Genomic DNA, 17,098 nt, shown 5'->3' on the forward strand with positions numbered 1-17,098 from the left:
GAGTCCCCAATGGCCAAGCGTTCCCGCCCGGCAGCCTTCATCGACGATCCGCTGTGGTACAAGGACGCGGTGATCTACCAACTGCACGTGAAATCGTTCTTCGATGCGAACAACGACGGCATCGGCGATTTCGCGGGCTTGATCGGCAAGCTCGACTATATCGCCGAACTGGGCGTCAACACCCTCTGGTTGCTGCCGTTCTACCCCTCGCCACGGCGCGACGACGGATACGACATTGCCGAGTACAAGGCCGTGCACCCGGACTACGGCAGCATGGCCGACGCCAGGCGCTTCATCGCCGAGGCGCACAAGCGCGGCCTGCGGGTGATCACCGAGCTGGTCATCAACCACACCTCCGACCAGCACCCCTGGTTCCAGCGCGCCCGGCATGCCAAGCCCGGCAGCAAGGCCCGGGACTTCTACGTGTGGTCGGACGATGACCAGAAGTACGACGGCACGCGGATCATCTTCCTCGATACCGAGAAGTCCAACTGGACCTGGGACCCGGTGGCCGGCCAGTACTTCTGGCACCGCTTCTACTCGCACCAGCCGGACCTCAACTTCGACAACCCGCAGGTGCTCAAGGCGGTGATCGGGGTGATGCGCTTCTGGCTCGATATCGGCGTTGACGGCCTGCGCCTGGACGCCATCCCCTACCTGATCGAGCGCGACGGCACCAACAACGAGAATCTCCCCGAGACCCATGTGGTGCTCAAGGCGATCCGCGCCGAAATCGACGCCAACTACCCCGACCGCATGCTCTTGGCCGAGGCCAACCAGTGGCCCGAGGACACCCGCCCGTACTTCGGCGAGGGCGATGGCGACGAATGCCACATGGCCTTCCACTTCCCGCTGATGCCGCGCATGTACATGGCCCTGGCCATGGAAGACCGCTTCCCGATCACCGACATCCTGCGCCAGACCCCGGAGATCCCGGCCAACTGCCAGTGGGCGATCTTCCTGCGCAACCATGATGAACTGACCCTGGAGATGGTCACCGACCGCGAGCGCGACTACCTGTGGAACTACTACGCCGAGGACCGCCGCGCCCGCATCAACCTGGGGATTCGCCGGCGCCTGGCGCCGCTGCTGCAACGCGACCGGCGGCGTATCGAGCTGCTCACCAGCCTGCTGCTGTCGATGCCCGGCACGCCGACGCTGTACTACGGTGACGAACTGGGCATGGGCGACAACATCTACCTGGGTGACCGCGATGGCGTGCGCACTCCCATGCAGTGGTCGCCGGACCGCAATGGAGGCTTTTCCCGCGCCGACCCGCAGCGCCTGGTGCTGCCGCCGATCATGGATCCGCTGTACGGCTACCAGACGATCAACGTCGAGGCCCAGGCCCACGACCCGCATTCGCTGCTCAACTGGAACCGGCGGCTGCTGGCGGTGCGCAAGCAGCAGAAGGCCTTCGGTCGCGGCAGCCTGAAGATGCTCACGCCGAGCAACCGGCGGGTGCTGGCCTATATCCGCGAATACACCGATGCCGAGGGCAACGTCGAGATCGTGCTGTGCGTGGCCAACGTCTCGCGGGCCGCCCAGGCCGCCGAGCTGGAGCTGTCGCAGTATGCCGACAAGGTGCCGGTGGAGATGCTAGGCGGCAGCGCCTTCCCGCCCATCGGCCAGCTGCCGTTCCTGCTGACGTTGCCGCCCTATGGCTTCTACTGGTTCCTGCTGGCCAGCCACGACCGCATGCCCAGCTGGCATATCCAGCCCAGCGAGGGGCTGCCCGAGCTGACCACCCTGGTGCTGCGCAAGCGCATGGAAGAACTGCTCGAGTCACCGGCGCGCGAGGCATTGCAGACCGCTATCCTGCCGCAGTATCTGCCCAAGCGGCGCTGGTTCGCCGGCAAGGAAGGGCCGATCGACCAAGTCCGCCTGCGCTATGGCGTGCGCATGGCCACCTCGGCGTTGCCGGTGCTACTTGGCGAGCTGGAGGTGCACAGCGAAGGCGTGGTCACCCACTACCAGCTGCCCTTCGGCCTGTTGCCGGAGGAGCAGATCAATGCCGCGCTGCCGCAGCAGCTGGCGCTGTCGCGGGTACGCCGTGGCCGCCAGGTGGGGCTGATCACCGATGCCTTCGTGCTCGAACCCTTCATTCGCGCCGTGCTCCAGGGCTGCCAGGACGGCATGCGGCTGGCCTGTGGCGATGGCCTGGGCGAGTTGCGCTTCCACAGCACCGAGCAGTTGGCCGCGCTGCAGCTCGATGAGCAGAGCGAGGTGCGCTACCTGAGCGCCGAGCAGTCCAACAGCTCGGTGGTGGTCGGCGGCAGCCTGGTGCTCAAATTGATTCGCCGGGTCAATCCGGGTATTCACCCGGAGCTGGAGATGAGCGCCTACCTGACCGCCGCCGGCTTTGCCAATATCTCACCGTTGCTGGCCTGGGTCAGCCGTGTGGACGACAGCGAGCAGCGGCACCTGCTGATGATTGCCCAAGGCTACCTGAGCAACCAGGGCGATGCCTGGGACTGGACGCAGAACACTCTGGAACGGGCGATCCGCGACCAGATGGAACCCGCCAGCGTCGAGCAGGAGACGCACACCGATGCCCTGGCCGAGCTGACCGGTTTTGCCGCCTTGCTCGGCCAGCGCCTGGGCGAGATGCACCTGCTGCTGGCCGCGCCGAGCGACGACGAAGCGTTCCGTTCACGCCCGAGCGACGCCCGCGACAGCGAGCGTTGGAGCCGCCAGATCAGTGCCGAGCTGAGCCATGCCCTCGACCTGCTCGCCCAACACCGTGACACCCTCGACAGTGACAGCCAGGCTCTGGTCGACGACCTGCAGCAACAGCGCGAAGGGCTGCAACAGCATGTCGACAGTCTCGCGCGCCAAGCCCAGGGCGGGCTGCTGATGCGGGTGCACGGCGACCTGCACCTGGGCCAGGTACTGGTGGTACAGGGCGACGCCTACCTGATCGATTTCGAGGGCGAGCCGGCGCGGCCGCTGGACGAACGCCGGGCCAAACACAGCCCGTACAAGGATGTCAGCGGTGTGCTGCGATCCTTCGACTATGCTGCTGCGATGATCCTGCGCAGCGCCTCGGCGGTAGACCTCTCCGAGGCGGCGCGCCAGGCCCGGCAGCGGGTCGCCCGGCAGTACCTGCACCAGTCGCGCCATGCCTTCGTCGAAGCCTACGGGTTGGCCACCGCCGCCATGCCCCACGCCTGGCAGCAGGCCGAGGGCGAGCGCGCCGCGCTGGAGCTGTTTTGCCTGGAGAAGGCCGCCTACGAAATTACCTATGAAGCCGAGAACCGGCCAAGTTGGCTGGCCGTGCCTTTGCATGGCCTGCATGGATTGATCAGTACCTGGGGAGAGTCATAGATGAATGCAACCACGCGTGACAACGGCGGCCTTCGGCAACGGGACCTCGATGCCCTGGCCCGCGCCGAGCACGCCGACCCGTTCGCCGTACTCGGCCCGCACCCCGATGGTGCGGGCGGCCAGTTCATCCGGGCCTTCCTGCCCAGTGCCCTGAGCGTGCGCGTGCTGGCCCGCGACGACGGCCGGGTACTCGCCGAGATGCGCCAGGGTGGCGTGCCCGGCCTGTTCACCGCGCACCTGGACCAGGCTGGCCCGTATCTGCTGCAGATCGGCTGGGCCGGCGGCGAGCAGGTCACCGAGGACCCCTACAGCTTCGGCCCGCAGTTGGGCGAGATGGACATGTACCTGTTCGCCGAGGGCAACCACCGCGACCTGTCCGGGCGTTTCGGCGCCCAGCCGACCGAGGTGGATGGGGTTGCCGGGGTGTGCTTCTCGGTTTGGGCGCCGAATGCCCGGCGGGTGTCGGTGGTGGGCGAATTCAACAACTGGGATGGCCGCCGCCACCCCATGCGCCTGCGCCATGGCGCCGGGGTGTGGGAGCTGTTCGTGCCGCGCCTCGGCGTGGGCGAGACCTACAAGTTCGAAGTGCTCGGCCAGGACGGCGTGCTGCCCCTCAAGGCCGACCCCCTGGCCCGCGCGACCGAACTGCCGCCGAGCACCGCCTCCAAGGTGGCCGGCGCCCTGGCCCACGAATGGCGCGATGGCCAGTGGCTGGAACACAGGGCCCAGCGCCACGCCTACAGCGCGCCGCTGTCGATCTACGAGCTGCACGCCGGCTCCTGGCGCTGCGAGCTGGACGACGCCGGCGAGGTCGCGCGCTACTACAACTGGCGTGAACTGGCCGAGCGCCTGGTGCCTTACGTGCAGGAACTGGGCTTTACCCATATCGAGCTGATGCCGATCATGGAGCACCCCTTCGGCGGCTCCTGGGGCTACCAGCCGCTGTCGCTGTTCGCCCCGACCTCGCGCTACGGCAGCGCCGAGGACTTCGCCTTCTTCATCGACGCCTGCCACCAGGGCGGCATCGGTGTGATCCTCGACTGGGTGCCGGCGCATTTCCCCACCGACGAGCATGGCCTGGCGCGCTTCGACGGCACCGCCTTGTACGAATACGACAACCCGTTGGAAGGTTTCCACCAGGACTGGAACACGCTGATCTACAACCTCGGGCGCAACGAGGTGCGCGGTTTCATGCTGGCCTCGGCGCTGCACTGGCTCAAGCACTTCCACATTGATGGCCTGCGCGTGGACGCGGTGGCTTCGATGCTTTACCGCGACTATTCGCGCAAGGCCGGCGAATGGGTGCCCAACCGCCATGGCGGGCGCGAGAACCTCGAGGCCATCGACTTCGTCCGCCACCTCAACAGCGTCGCCGCCCATGAGGCGCCGGGCGCGCTGATCATCGCCGAGGAGTCCACCGCCTGGCCTGGGGTCAGCCAGCCGGTGCAGCAGGGCGGGCTGGGCTTTGCCTACAAGTGGAACATGGGCTGGATGCATGACACCCTGCATTACATCCAGAACGACCCAATCCACCGCACCTACCACCACAACGAGATGAGCTTCGGGCTGATCTATGCCTACTCCGAGCATTTCATCCTGCCGATCTCCCACGACGAAGTGGTGCATGGCAAACATTCGCTGATTGACAAGATGCCCGGCGACCGCTGGCAGAAGTTCGCCAACCTGCGCGCCTACCTGGCTTTCATGTGGATGCATCCAGGTAAGAAGCTGCTGTTCATGGGCTGCGAGTTCGGTCAGTGGCGCGAATGGAACCACGACCAGCAACTGGACTGGTACCTGCTGCAGTATCCCGAGCATCAGGGCGTGCAGAAGCTGGTGGCCGACCTCAACCGCCTGTACCGCGACCTGCCCGCGTTGCACGAGCAGGACTGCCAGCCCCAGGGCTTCCAGTGGCTGATCGGCGACGATGCGCACAACAGCGTGTATGCCTGGTTGCGCTGGAGCAGCCAGGGCGAACCGTTGCTGGTGGTGGCCAACTTCACCCCGGTGCCGCGCGAGGGCTACCGCATCGGCGTGCCGTTCGGCGAGCACTGGGTGGAACTGCTCAACAGTGATGCCGAACTGTATGCAGGGTCGAACGTGGGCAATCTCGGGGCGGTGGTCGCCGATGAGGTCGCCAGCCATGGCCAGCCATTGTCGCTGGCGCTGAACCTGCCGCCGCTGGGGGTATTGGTGATGAAACCGGCCTGAGGCGGGGGCTGTACCGACGCTATCGCGGGGCAAGCCCGCTCCCACGCCTTTACCTAGCCCTCGGCGTGGGAGCGGGCTTGCCCCGCAATGGGTTACCCGGCTACCAGCGCATCCGCACTCCAAGGCTGCCGATCAGCCCATTGAGGTCATTGTCATCCACATCGGAGCTGTAGTCGGCGCTGACGAACAGCGCCACGCTCGGCGTTACCCGGGCTACCAGACCCAACCCCAGTTCAACCGTCGCGGCGCTGCGCGAGCTGGAGATCTTGTCCACCTGATCCAGCTTCACCGGGTCAGCGTTGCTGAAGTCGTACCAGACGTTGGTACGCACATAGGGTTCGATGGGCATGCCACGCACCTCGTAACGCGCCGACAGCTTGGCGCCGACCCGGCCACTCCAGCTGGGCTGGCTGTCGAATGCCTGCAAGGTCTCTTCCTGCACCTGGCTGCCAGGGAAAAACTGCTGGTTGATCAACTGTGCCTGAGGCTCGATCACCCAGCCCGCGCCCAGGCCAATGGGATAGCCACCCTCTACTGAGAAAGTCATCGCGTGGCCGCTGTCGTCCAGGCGCTGGCCCGCCTGGGAGCGGCCATTGACGTCGATGCGCGTGCCCATCGCCACGGCGCCCACGTGCCAACCCTGCGCGTGGGTCATGCTCCAGTACACACCCAGGCTCTCGCCGCTGAGGTTGACCGCGTCACGCTGTTTGTCGCCAAGCAGCGGGCGCATGCCGTTGAAACTGCTCTGCAGGTTGTTGTGGCCGACGAAGATGCCGGCGCGGTGGACGTTGCCGGCGCTGGTTTCACGCACGAACAAGTCCGGGCCGATCATCATCTGCTGGCTCGGCGCTTCCACTTGCGCCGGCGGCTGGGCACCTGGGCGCGGCCCGCCGGGGAAGAACTGCGCCCACTGGCTGGCGATGTGGTTGCTGTCAAGCTGGCCGTGGCGTTCACCCATGCGCTCGGAAAAGGCGCTGAGCATACCCTGGCTCAGGCCGCCAGCGCTGACCGGGTCGAGCGATAATCGCGGCACCTCCGGTTGCGCCAGGTAGGGGGCGAAGGGCTCGCCCTCCTGCAGTTCGAAGGCGAAGGTTTCCACCGGGGTTGCCAGGAGCAGCGACGTGGAAACCGCACAGAAAAAAGCGTCGAAGCGCGAGGGATTCGAGGTGCTTTTCATGGCGGATCTCCTGTTGATGTGTGAAGTGAACAGCCCGATACCTGGCCTGATGTCACGAGCTGTACGACAAGAACAGGGGCGACCCAAACCAGCGCGCCGGCTTCTTGGAACGCGCACGAGGGCGCGAGCTAGAGGCCCGGCACGAGATTTTCCATCTGGTGATTACTGTTCAGCTAAGGAGAGGACGGCGGTTGCGTCAAGAAAGCGTGAAATAATCGATAAATGCCTGTTTGTCTATTTAACTTGTTGAATAATGACAAGTTTTAATTCGGTATATCGACAATGGTGATTTCCCGTCGCGTGGCTATGCCGAATCGTTGCTACAACCGCACTTCCACCGCCAGCGGGAGGTGATCGGACAGGTGGGTCCAGGGCTTGTTGCCGAGGATTCTCGGCGCATGGCTGTCGGCATTGCGCAGGTACACGCGGTCCAGGCGCAGCAGGGGCAGGCGGGCGGGATAGGTGCGGGCGAGCAGGCCGTGGTGGCGCTCGAACGCCTCGTGCAGGTCGCGGTGCAGGCGCAGGGTCCGGTTGCCGCGCAGTTGCCAGTCGTTGAAGTCGCCGGCGATGATCACCGGGGCGCCGGCGGGCAGGGCGTCGAGCAGTTGGCGCAGCAGGTGCAGCTGCTTCTGCCGGTGCCGTTCGAGCAATGACAGGTGCACGCAGATCGCATGCACCTGGCGCTGGCCGGGTACGTCCAGCACGCAGTGCAACAGGCCGCGGCGCTCGGGGCCGGTGATCGACACGTCGAGGTTGCGATGCTCGATGATCGGGTACTTGGACAGCAGCGCGTTGCCGTGGTGGCCGTCGGGATAAACCGCGTTGCGGCCGTAGGCGAAGTCGCTCCACATGCTGTCGGCGAGGAATTCGTACTGCGAAGTCTGGGGCCAGCCGGGGTAGCGCGCGGCGTGGCGGTCGTGGCTGCCGAGCACCTCCTGGAGGAACACGATGTCAGCCCCGGTGCTGCGCACCGCCTCGCGCAGCTCCGGCAGGATGAAGCGCCGGTTGAAGGCGGTGAAGCCCTTGTGGGTGTTGACCGTCAGCACCTTGACCCGGTGCACGGCCGGGGCCTGGCTGACGCTGGCGAAACCTGGACTGCCGGCTTCGAGGTTCACGACCGCTCCTGTTCAATGAGGGCTGCGCAGCAGCCCCAGGTTCAACTGGCTCGACACAGTCTAGGACAGGACTTCCTGTTTCGGGTTCAGTCCTCCTCCCGCTGCAACACCATCAGCAGCAACGACCGCCCCTTGACCTCGAACACGGTGTCGAACGCCAGGTGCTGCGCCTTGCGCAGCTCGGGTCGGTCGGTGTCGACCAGGCAGCTCCAGTAGTCGCCCTCCGGCACTGCCGGCAGGGTGAATGGCACGACGTCGTGGTAGGCGTTGACGATCAGCAGCATGGTTGCCTCGGCGCCTGGGCGGGCGATGCCACTGACCTGGGCGCGGCCATCCATCAGCATGCCCAGGCAACGCCCGTGCGGATCCTCCCACTGCTCGACGGTCATCTCGCTGGCGTCCGGAGCCAGCCAGGTGACGTCCTTGACCCCGATCGCCTCGTTGTAGTCGCCGACCAGGAAGCGCGAACGCCGCAGGATCGGATAGGCCAGGCGCAGCCGGGTCAGGCGCTTGACGAAGGCCATCAGCGCCAGACCGTCTTCATCCAAGTCCCAGTTCACCCAGCCGATCTCGCTGTCCTGGCAGTAGGCGTTGTTGTTGCCGTGCTGGGTGCGGCTGAATTCGTCCCCGGCGACGATCATTGGCGTGCCCTGCGCCAGCAGCAGTGTCGCGAAGAAGTTACGCATCTGGCGCATGCGCAGGGCGTTGATTGCCGGGTCGTCGGTGGGCCCTTCGACGCCGCAGTTCCACGACAGGTTGTTGTCGGTGCCGTCCTGGTTGTTCTCGTCATTGTCCTCGTTGTGCTTGTCGTTGTACGACACCAGGTCACGTAGCGTGAAGCCGTCGTGGGCAGTGACGAAGTTGACCGAAGCGTAGGGGCGCCGGCCGCGGTTGTTGAACAGGTCGCCCGAGGCGGTGATGCGCGCGGCGAAATCGGCGAGCATGCCTTCGTCGCCTTTCCAGAAACTGCGCACCGTGTCGCGGAAGCGGTCGTTCCACTCTGCCCAGCCTGGGGCGAAGTTGCCCACCTGGTAGCCGCCCGGGCCGCAATCCCAGGGTTCGGCGATCAGTTTGGTCTGGCTGAGCATCGGGTCCTGGCGACAGGCCACAAGGAAGCCATGGCGCTCGCTGTAGCCGTCGTGGTAGCGGCCAAGGATGGTCGCCAGGTCGAAGCGAAAACCATCCACGTGCATCTCTCCGGCCCAGTAGCGCAGCGAGTCGGTGACCAGTTGCAGGACCCGTGGATGGCTCATGTCTAGGGTGTTGCCGGTACCGGAATCGTTGATGTAAAAGCGCCGGTCGTCGGGCATCAGGCGGTAGTACGAGGCGTTGTCGATACCGCGCATCGACAGGGTCGGGCCGCGTTCGTTGCCTTCGGCGGTGTGGTTGTAGACCACGTCAAGGATCACCTCCAGGCCTGCGTCGTGCAGGTGCGCGACCATCTCCTTGAATTCGGCGATCTTGCCGCTGGCCAGATAGCGCGGGTGGGGGGCAAAGAAGGCGATGCTGTTGTAGCCCCAGTAGTTGTTCAGGCCCTTGTCCAGCAGATGCTGATCATTGACGAAGGCGTGGATCGGCAGCAGCTCGATGCTCGACACGCCCAGCTCCTTGATATGGCCCAGCAGCTCGTCGTTGGCCAGGCCCGCGAAAGTGCCGCGCAGGTGCTCGGGCACCGCCGGATGGCGCATGCTGATGCCGCGGGTGTGGGCCTCGTAGATGATGGTGCGCTCCCATGGGATCGACACGCGCTGGTCGCGGCCCCAGGTGAAGGCGGGGTCGATGACCTTGCACTTGGGCACGAACGCCGCGCTGTCGCGCTCGTCGAACGACAGGTCGCCGTCGGGGTGGCCGATGGTGTAGCCGAACAACGCCTCGGACCATTTCAGCGTGCCTACCAATTGCTTGGCGTAAGGGTCGATCAGCAGCTTGTTGGGGTTGAAGCGGTGGCCGTTCTCCGGCTCGTAGGGACCGTGCACCCGATAGCCGTAGACCAGGCCCGGGTGGGCGTCGGGCAGGTAGCCGTGATAGATCTCATCGGTGTATTCGGGCAACTCGATGCGCTCAAGCTCGGTTTCGCCGCTGGCGTCGAACAGGCACAGCTCGACCTTGGTGGCGTTGGCTGAGAACAGGGCGAAGTTGACCCCAAGGCCGTCCCAGGTGGCGCCGAGGGGGAAAGGCAGGCCTTCGCGGATGCGCGATGGGGCGACGGAGCGGGTTTTCTTCGGGGTGCGGGGGCTCATGGCGTTCCTTTAGTGCGTGAACAGAGAATGCGTGAACAGAGGGATCGCGGGGCACGCCCGCTCACACCCACGAGCACTCAGTGACTGAGGCGTGGGAGCGGCGGTGCGCCGATGCGACTTGCCCCGCGATGAGGGCGGTACAGGCTGCAGAAGGCTCAACCAGCGGCAGGTTTCTTCGCCGCTCGCGGTTTTTTAGCCGCCGCAGCCGGCTTCACACCCGGCAACGCCGCCACCTTGGGGTCTGCAGGCGGCTTGGGCTTGGCCGCTGTCTTTTTGCGCGGGGGGGCCTTGGGGGCCAGCGCCTCGGCTTCGGCCAGCTTGCGCGCCTTGTCCCAATGTTCCTCCTCGCGACCCTCCGGCTTACCCTCCGATTCCCAGATCTGATAGGCGAACTCGCGAATACGCTTTTCATCGACACTCATCACGACGCTCCTGAATACAGTTAGGCATGATCAATCAACACATTGACCGGAAACTCCGCCAGCACGGTGCTCAACATCAGCTCCCTTGAAGGGCTGACCGCACCGCCGCCGAAAAGTCCCGAACAGTTGGCAGGCGACAGGGCAAACGGCAGTACAAGCCGGGTATCGTCCCAGTTCTGTGCCGGGATCAACGGAGTGGCGGCCGCGCCCAACAGGGCGCTGGCCAGCCGTGGCACAACGATGACGGCGCGCTCGCTCTGGCCGAGGCGGGCAAAGGCCAGCACCTGGTCGGCGTGGCGGCCCTGCACGGTCAGTGGCAGGTAGGCGCCGCGCTGGAACAGCTCGGGATGGGCCTGGCGGGCGTCCAGCACGCGGGCCACCAGGGCCTGCTTGATGCGGCCATCGCGCCAGTGGGCGAGCAGCTCGGCGAGTGGCGTGCCGTCGTCGAGGCTGGCGCGCCTGGCCGGGTAGTCCACCGGGCGGCGGTTGTCCGGGTCGACCAGCGAGAGGTCCCAGTATTCGTTGCCTTGGTACAAATCCGGCACGCCGGGGGTGGTCATGCGCAGCAGGGACTGCACCAGGCCATTCAAGGCGCCGGGACAGGCCAGGCGCTGCGCGGCCTCATGCAGGGACTGGCGCAGCTGCTGGTTTTCCTCGTCCAGCAGCAGGCCGTCGACATAGGCCGCGCAAGCCGCCTCGTAGCGTTCATTGGGCGCCGCCCAGCTACTGCGCAGCTTGGCCTCGCGCAGCGCCTTGCATTGCCATTGGCGAATACGCTCGGCGTAGCGCTGCAGGCCTTGCGCATCCTCCAGGTCGAGCTCCAGCGGCCAGCTGCCGAGCAGCGTCTGCAACAGCAGCAGCTCGTCGCCGGGGCTTGGCGCTTGCCCATCGTCCAGTGTTTCGCGCAACGGCGCGGCCAGCTCGCGCCAGTGCTCGACGCGGCTGGCCAGCCAGGGCGCGCGTTCGCTGAGCACGGCCAGCCGCGCGCGGCAGTCTTCGCCGCGCTTGTGGTCATGGGTGGCGGTCGCCAGCAGGTTGTCGGGAAAGTCGCGCAGGCGGCGCTGTGCTTCGTTGTGGAACCAGGCGGCGTCGGCGCTGAAACGCTCAGCGTCGAAGCCCACGTCGTTGCGCGACAGCAGCCGGGCGGATCGATAGAAGGCGGTGTCTTCCACGGCCTTGGCGGCGCTGGGGGCGGTCAGTTGCTGGAAGCGCACACAGGCGTGGCGCAGATGCTTGCGCGGGCGGCCTGGCGGCAGGTGCCGCCAGGGTTGGCCGCCGAGCCAGCGTTCGAGTTGCTCGAGCAGCGGCCAGTCGGCTTCACCCAGCGACTGGCGCGCCCCGGCCAGCGCCTGCTGGAAGAACGCTTCGTCCTCGGCGGGCCGGCCGCAGGCGTTGATGTAAGTGCGGTACACCGGGTAGTGCTCGACCAGCGCCTGCAACGCCCGGCGAATCGCGCCGAGGGTGAGGTCGCGGGTCATCAAGTCGTCGCGGGCCACTTGCAGCAGGGCCTGGGCCACCGATTCGCAGTCGCCGGCCAGGCTGGCGTTGAGCACCAGGAGTCTGGCAATGCGAACCTCCTCGGGGAATTCGGGACGCTCGCTGGTACTGCGCCATAGTTCCTCCAAGGTGAGCTCGCCCGCAGGGTCGTGCTGCAGCAGCGACACCTGGTTCATGAACTCGTAGCCGGTGGTGCCGTCGGTGAGCCAGTCACGGTGCAAGTGCTCGTCCGTGCCAAGGATTTTCTCGACGTAGATGGGGAAGTGCGCCAACGCGGCATCGACGGGGCGTCGCGCCAAGAGCGAGTCGACTCGGCGGCGCAGGTTGCGGCAGTAGCGGCGCGGATCGGCCAGGCCGTCGATATGGTCGATGCGCAGGCCATCGACCAGGCCGCGCTCGATCAGCTCGAACAGCTTGGCGTGGGTGGCCTCGAACACCACGGCACGCTCCACGCGCAAGCCGCCGAGTTCGTTGATGTCGAAGAAGCGCCGCCAGTTGATGTCGTCGGCGGCGGTGCGCCAGCTGGCCAGGCGGTAGGTCTGGCGCTCGAGGAGTAGGTGCAAGCGCTTGAAGCCTGCTTCTGCGCGGCTGTCGAAGGCGGCGAGGGCTGATTGCGGATCCGCGCCGGCAGCGGCCAGGCGCGCCAGTTCGCGGTGCAGGGGCTGGACTTCGCGCAACGGCTCTGCCGCTTCGCCGAGGGCGCTGAAATGCGCCGCCAGCGCTTGCAGGCGCGGGTCCTCGGCCTGGCCGAGAATTCGGGGATAGTCCAGGGGGCAGATCGGGAAACGGTGCTCATGGTGGGCAACTTCGAAGCGCCCGTGGTGCGCATCGAAGGTCAGCGGAATCTCGCCGTTGTGCAGGGCGGCGCCATAGTCGCTGCCCAGGAACGGCAGCAACAGTTGCCCGGCCAGCAACGGATCGCTGGAGTGCCATTGGATATCGAAGAACTCCGCGTAGGGGCTGCGCCGGCCCCAGGCCAGCAGGCTCTGCCACCAGGGGTTGTCGGCGCCGCCTACAGCCATGTGGTTGGAAACCGTGTCGACGATGAGCCCCATGCCATGCTGGCGCAAGGCCGCTACCAGGCGTTCGAGCGCTGCCTCGCCGCCGAGTTCGGGATTGACCCGGGTCGGGTCGACCACGTCATAGCCATGGCGCGAGCCTGCGCGGGCGGTGAGGATCGGCGAGGCGTACAAGTGGCTGATTCCCAGCCGGGCAAAATAAGGTACCAGCGGCACCGCGTGGTCGAGGGTGAAGTCGCTGTGCAGTTGCAGGCGCAGAGTGGCGGTCAAGGGTTTCATCGGTCACGCTCCCAGGCTTGTTCGCGGGCCTGGGCCAGCAGTTCCAGACGCCGGGCGGCGTCCTCGTCGTCCAGCAGTTCGCGCACCGACGCCTTGAAGCGGCGGCGCCAATTGGGATGGCCGGTGGTGGTGCCGGGCAGGTTGGGTTGCTCGTCGTTGCCCAGCAGGTCTTCCAGGGGCACCAGTACCAGCGGCGCGCGGGTATGGCCGACAAAGCGGATCGCTGCGTCGATCAGTGCCGAATCGTCGCGCAGTGGCCCGTAGTTCTGTTCCAGGGTGCGGCGCAGGCCGTCGCGCTCCAGCGCCCGGGTATGGCGCCAGTGCAGCTCGGTGGCGGCATCGATCAATTGCAGGCGGTGGCTCCAGTCGATATCACGGCCGCTCAGCCAGCCGGCGAGTGGGGCCAGGTCATGGGTGCCGGTGGTGGCCAGGGCGTTGTCCGGCCAGTCGAGGATCGGTGTGAAGCGTCCGGGGGGCTGCTGCTCGAATGGCAGCACGCGCATGCCCAGCACGGCCTTGTCGGCCAGGCGTTCGCGCAGGCCCTCGGGCACGGTACCCAGGTCCTCGCCGAGGATGATCGCCTGGTGCCGCGCCGACTCCAGCGCCAGCAAGCGCAGCAGGTCGTCCAGTGGATACTCCAGGTAGGCGCCTTCGCTGGGCTTGGCGCCACGCGGGATCAGCCACAGGCGGCGCAGGCCCATCACGTGATCGATGCGCAGGCCGCCGGCATGGGCCAGGTTGGCCCTCAGCATCTCGATGAAGGCGCGGTAGCCGTTGCGTCGCAGGCCTTCGGGGGAGAACGCGCAGATGCCCCAGTCTTGCCCGGCGCGATTGAGTATGTCGGGCGGCGCGCCGACGTTGAGTTCCGCCAGCAGTTCGTCCTGGCGGCTCCAGGCCTGGCTGCCGGCACCGTCCGCGCCCACTGCCAGGTCGGCGATCAGGCCCACGGCCATGCCGTTACCGCGTGCCGCGTCCTGGGCCCGCTGCAGGCTGCGCTCGGCCAGCCACTGGCAGAAGGCATGGAACTCGACCCGCGCCGGATAGGCGTTGGCGAAGGCTTCGACCTCGGGATCGTAGGGGTCGTGCCAGGCCTTGGGCCAGTTGCGCCAGTCCGCGCCCAGGCCGCTGCTCACCGCCTCGGCCTGCAGCACTTCGAAGCGGCAGTGGTGTTCCAGTTGCTCGCCGGCGTTGGCGCGGAAACTGTCGAAGTCTGCGCGCAGGGGGTGCTCGCCCTGGCTGAAATGTCGGTAGAGCGCTTCGAGCAGGCGCAGCCGGGCCTCGGCGGCCCTGGGCCAGTCCACCAGCGTGTGCTGCTCCAGCGCTTCGAGGGTCGCCTCCAGTTCACAGGCCTCGGTGGCCATGCGCACTTCGCGTTCGCCGAAGACCACGCCGGGGCTGGCATAGAGCACATTGAGCAGCAGGCGGCTGGACGGCGAATAAGGGCTGTAGTGGTGCTGGTCGAAGGCCGACAGGGTGTGGATCGGGCTGATCGCCAGGGCATCGGCACCGCGCTCGGCGGCGTGGCGCGCCAGTTGTTCCAGCGCCAGACAGTCGCCAAAGCCGCCGTCGCCGGGGCGCCGCAGGCTGTACAGCTGCACGGCAAGGCCCCAGCAACGGGGCGGGGGTTGCTCCACGCAGTCTTGCAGGGCATGGCAACGCGCCGGTGCCACGGCCACGGTACAGGTCCGGCCATCGATATCCAGGCGGTGATAGCCCAGGGGCAAGCCGGCCGGCAGCCGCGCCTGGGCGTCCAGGGTCAGACTGCGCTGGCTGCCGTCTTCCAGACTGCAGCGGACCTGGCTGGCGGCGCTGAAGTAACGCTGCAGGTCCAGGGGCTGGTCGATGTCGACGGTCAGCAGCGGTGGCAGGTGCTCGCTGTCTTCGGCCTGCTCCACGGCGCGCAGGCTGGCGTCGATCTCGGCAGCGTTGCCGGCCGGGTGGCCAAGGCCGGCGAGCACCTGGCGCAGCACGTCATCGCTGACCTGCTGCGGGCGGTTGTTGGCATCGATCCAGTCGCGGGCCAGGCCCACCCGGGCGGCCAGGCGGTGAAGGGGCTCTGCGCTCATGGCATCTCCTGGTCGGGGGGCAGCAGGCTCACCACGCAGCTGTGCGCGGCGAGCATCGAGTCGGGGTGGGCGTTGTCGCTGCTGTCGAACAGGCGGCGGGGCAGGGCCGGCAGGGTGACCGGCTGGGGCTGGGCCTCGAGGTTCAGGTCGATGCGCAGCTGCTGGCCGTCGCCCAGGCGCCAGCGGGCGGTCAGCGCCTTGGCGCCGAGTACCTCGCAGCCCTCGGCGCGGGTGCCGGGCAGGTGCGGGATGACATGGCGCCTGCGCAGTTCGAGCAGTTGCTGGTACAAACCGTGCCATCCGGCCAGCACCTCCTGTTGCCTAGGTTTGGAGGTCTCGAAGGTGGTCTCGGCGTTGGGGTCGGGTATCTGCTCGCGCTTCTGCGGGTCGGCGAAGGCCTCGAAATGGGCGAACTCGCCACGCCGGCCTTCACGCACGGCATCGGCCAGCGCGTCGTGGAAGTCGGTGAAGAACAGGAACGGCTTGCGGCTGCCGTCGTCGTCGCCCATGAACAGCAGCGGGATCATCGGCGCCAGCAGCAGCAGGGTGGTGGCGGCCTTCAGTGCCTGCGGCGGGCAGAGCCGGGACAGCCGTTCGCCCAGGGCGCGGTTGCCGACCTGGTCGTGGTTTTGCAGGAACAGCACGAACGCGCTGGGCGGCAGGTGGCCGCTGGGCTCGCCGCGGGGCCTGCCGTGGCGATCGGGCTGGCCCTGAAACACGAAGCCCTCGGCCAGGCAGCGCGCCAGCTGCTCGATCGGCCGGTCCTTGTAATCGGCGTAGTAGCCTTCGGTTTCGCCTGTCAGCAGTACGTGCAGGGCGTTGTGGCCGTCGTCGTTCCACTGCGCGTCGAAGCCTTGCTCGAGCAGCGTCGCCTGGTTGTGCTCGTTCTCCAGAACCAGCCAGACCTGCCGCCCGGGCTCGACCGTGGCGCGTACGCGCTGGGCCAGTTCGACGAGAAAGTCCGGCTGGTCGATGGCGTGCACCGCGTCCAGGCGCAGGCCGTCGCAACGGTAGTCGCACAGCCACATCAGGGCGTTCTGGATGAAGAACTCGCGCACCTCGGCGCGGCGGAAGTCGATGGCCGCGCCCCACGGTGTCTGGCGGTCTTCACGGAAGAACGGGCTGGCGTAGCGGTGCAGGTAGTTGCCGTCCGGGCCGAAGTGGTTGTAGACCACGTCCACCAGCACCATCAAGCGCTGGCCATGGGCGGCGTCGACCAGCGCGCACAGGTCCTGCGGGCGGCCATAGCTGTGCTGCGGGGCGAACGGCAGCACGCCGTCGTAGCCCCAGTTGCGCTCGCCAGGGAACTGCCCCAGCGGCATCAGCTCGATGGCGCTGACCCCCAGTTCGGCCAGGCGCGGCAGCACCTTGGCAACGCCCGTGTAGCCCTCTAGCAGGCCAACGTGCAGCTCCTGGATCACCGCCTCGTGCCAGGGCCGCCCCTGCCAGGGATGACGCCACGGGTAGCCGCCCAGGTCGACCAGTTCGCTGGGGCCCTGCACGCCCTCGGGCTGGCAGCGCGAGGCCGGGTCAGCCACGCGCAGTTCATCGTCGATCACGAACTGATAGTGCTCGCCCGCCTTGCAGGGGGCGATGCCGGTGTACCAGCCATCGTCGTCGGGCAGCAGTGCCACAGGTGGCCGCTCCCCGATCGTCACGCTCACGCTGCGCGCATCCGGCGCCCACAGGGCGAAGCGCGCCGACGTGGCGTCCAGTAACTGTGCGCCATGCTTGTGCATCGTCGG

The 17,098-nt window shown here is 67.0% G+C and carries 9 protein-coding genes; 2 read left to right on the forward strand and 7 right to left on the reverse strand.

The genetic code is table 11. The features are described 5' to 3' along the window. Positions 1 to 9 precede the first annotated feature (9 nt). Positions 10 to 3,327, forward strand: a complete 3,318-nt coding sequence (treS, locus tag OH705_RS10400) for a maltose alpha-D-glucosyltransferase (protein ID WP_267302119.1) — start codon at positions 10 to 12, stop codon at positions 3,325 to 3,327. Beyond that, the gene (gene glgB / locus OH705_RS10405) at positions 3,328 to 5,538 is read left to right on the forward strand and encodes a 1,4-alpha-glucan branching protein GlgB (protein ID WP_094010501.1); all 2,211 of its coding nucleotides are present in this window, start codon (positions 3,328 to 3,330) and stop codon (positions 5,536 to 5,538) included. It begins immediately after the preceding gene. Positions 5,539 to 5,638: 100 nt separating this feature from the next. Here glgB and OH705_RS10410 read toward each other — a convergent pair whose 3' ends face one another. The 7 genes from OH705_RS10410 to treZ form a co-directional block, all read right to left on the reverse strand. Then, positions 5,639 to 6,715 carry an autotransporter domain-containing protein gene (locus OH705_RS10410; protein ID WP_267302120.1) on the reverse strand — a complete coding sequence of 359 codons (1,077 nt, stop codon included), beginning with the start codon at positions 6,713 to 6,715 and terminating at the stop codon, positions 5,639 to 5,641. Positions 6,716 to 7,035: 320 nt separating this feature from the next. Continuing rightward, the gene (locus OH705_RS10415; protein WP_104444179.1) at positions 7,036 to 7,830 is read right to left on the reverse strand and encodes an endonuclease/exonuclease/phosphatase family protein; all 795 of its coding nucleotides are present in this window, start codon (positions 7,828 to 7,830) and stop codon (positions 7,036 to 7,038) included. A gap of 86 nt (positions 7,831 to 7,916) precedes the next feature. Then, entirely contained in the window at positions 7,917 to 10,070 is a 2,154-nt protein-coding gene (glgX, locus tag OH705_RS10420) for a glycogen debranching protein GlgX (RefSeq protein WP_023632104.1), read from the reverse strand. Between the two features lie 155 nt (positions 10,071 to 10,225). Continuing rightward, entirely contained in the window at positions 10,226 to 10,495 is a 270-nt protein-coding gene (locus OH705_RS10425) for a DUF2934 domain-containing protein (protein ID WP_267302121.1), read from the reverse strand. A 17-nt stretch (positions 10,496 to 10,512) separates the two neighbouring features. Beyond that, the gene (locus OH705_RS10430; protein ID WP_267302122.1) at positions 10,513 to 13,287 is read right to left on the reverse strand and encodes a malto-oligosyltrehalose synthase; all 2,775 of its coding nucleotides are present in this window, start codon (positions 13,285 to 13,287) and stop codon (positions 10,513 to 10,515) included. Further along, positions 13,284 to 15,353, reverse strand: coding sequence for a 4-alpha-glucanotransferase (gene malQ / locus OH705_RS10435; protein WP_267302123.1), 2,070 nt, complete (start codon positions 15,351 to 15,353; stop codon positions 13,284 to 13,286). The genes OH705_RS10430 and malQ overlap by 4 nt, the downstream gene beginning before the upstream one ends. Continuing rightward, positions 15,350 to 17,092, reverse strand: a complete 1,743-nt coding sequence (gene treZ, locus OH705_RS10440) for a malto-oligosyltrehalose trehalohydrolase (RefSeq protein ID WP_267302124.1) — start codon at positions 17,090 to 17,092, stop codon at positions 15,350 to 15,352. The genes malQ and treZ overlap by 4 nt, the downstream gene beginning before the upstream one ends. Positions 17,093 to 17,098 lie beyond the last annotated feature (6 nt).

Source organism: Pseudomonas sp. BJa3 (genome assembly GCF_026343815.1).
Taxonomy (GTDB): Bacteria; Pseudomonadota; Gammaproteobacteria; order Pseudomonadales; family Pseudomonadaceae; genus Aquipseudomonas; species Aquipseudomonas soli.

What these genes read in the sequence shown, in the direction of transcription:
- treS (WP_267302119.1), top strand. Translation starts at nt 10, where the DNA reads ATGGCCAAGCGTTCCCGCCCGGCAGCCTTCATCGACGATCCGCTGTGG.
- glgB (WP_094010501.1), top strand. Translation starts at nt 3,328, where the DNA reads ATGAATGCAACCACGCGTGACAACGGCGGCCTTCGGCAACGGGACCTC.
- OH705_RS10410 (WP_267302120.1), bottom strand. Translation starts at nt 6,715, where the DNA reads ATGAAAAGCACCTCGAATCCCTCGCGCTTCGACGCTTTTTTCTGTGCG.
- glgX (WP_023632104.1), bottom strand. Translation starts at nt 10,070, where the DNA reads ATGAGCCCCCGCACCCCGAAGAAAACCCGCTCCGTCGCCCCATCGCGC.
- OH705_RS10430 (WP_267302122.1), bottom strand. Translation starts at nt 13,287, where the DNA reads ATGAAACCCTTGACCGCCACTCTGCGCCTGCAACTGCACAGCGACTTC.
- malQ (WP_267302123.1), bottom strand. Translation starts at nt 15,353, where the DNA reads ATGAGCGCAGAGCCCCTTCACCGCCTGGCCGCCCGGGTGGGCCTGGCC.
- treZ (WP_267302124.1), bottom strand. Translation starts at nt 17,092, where the DNA reads ATGCACAAGCATGGCGCACAGTTACTGGACGCCACGTCGGCGCGCTTC.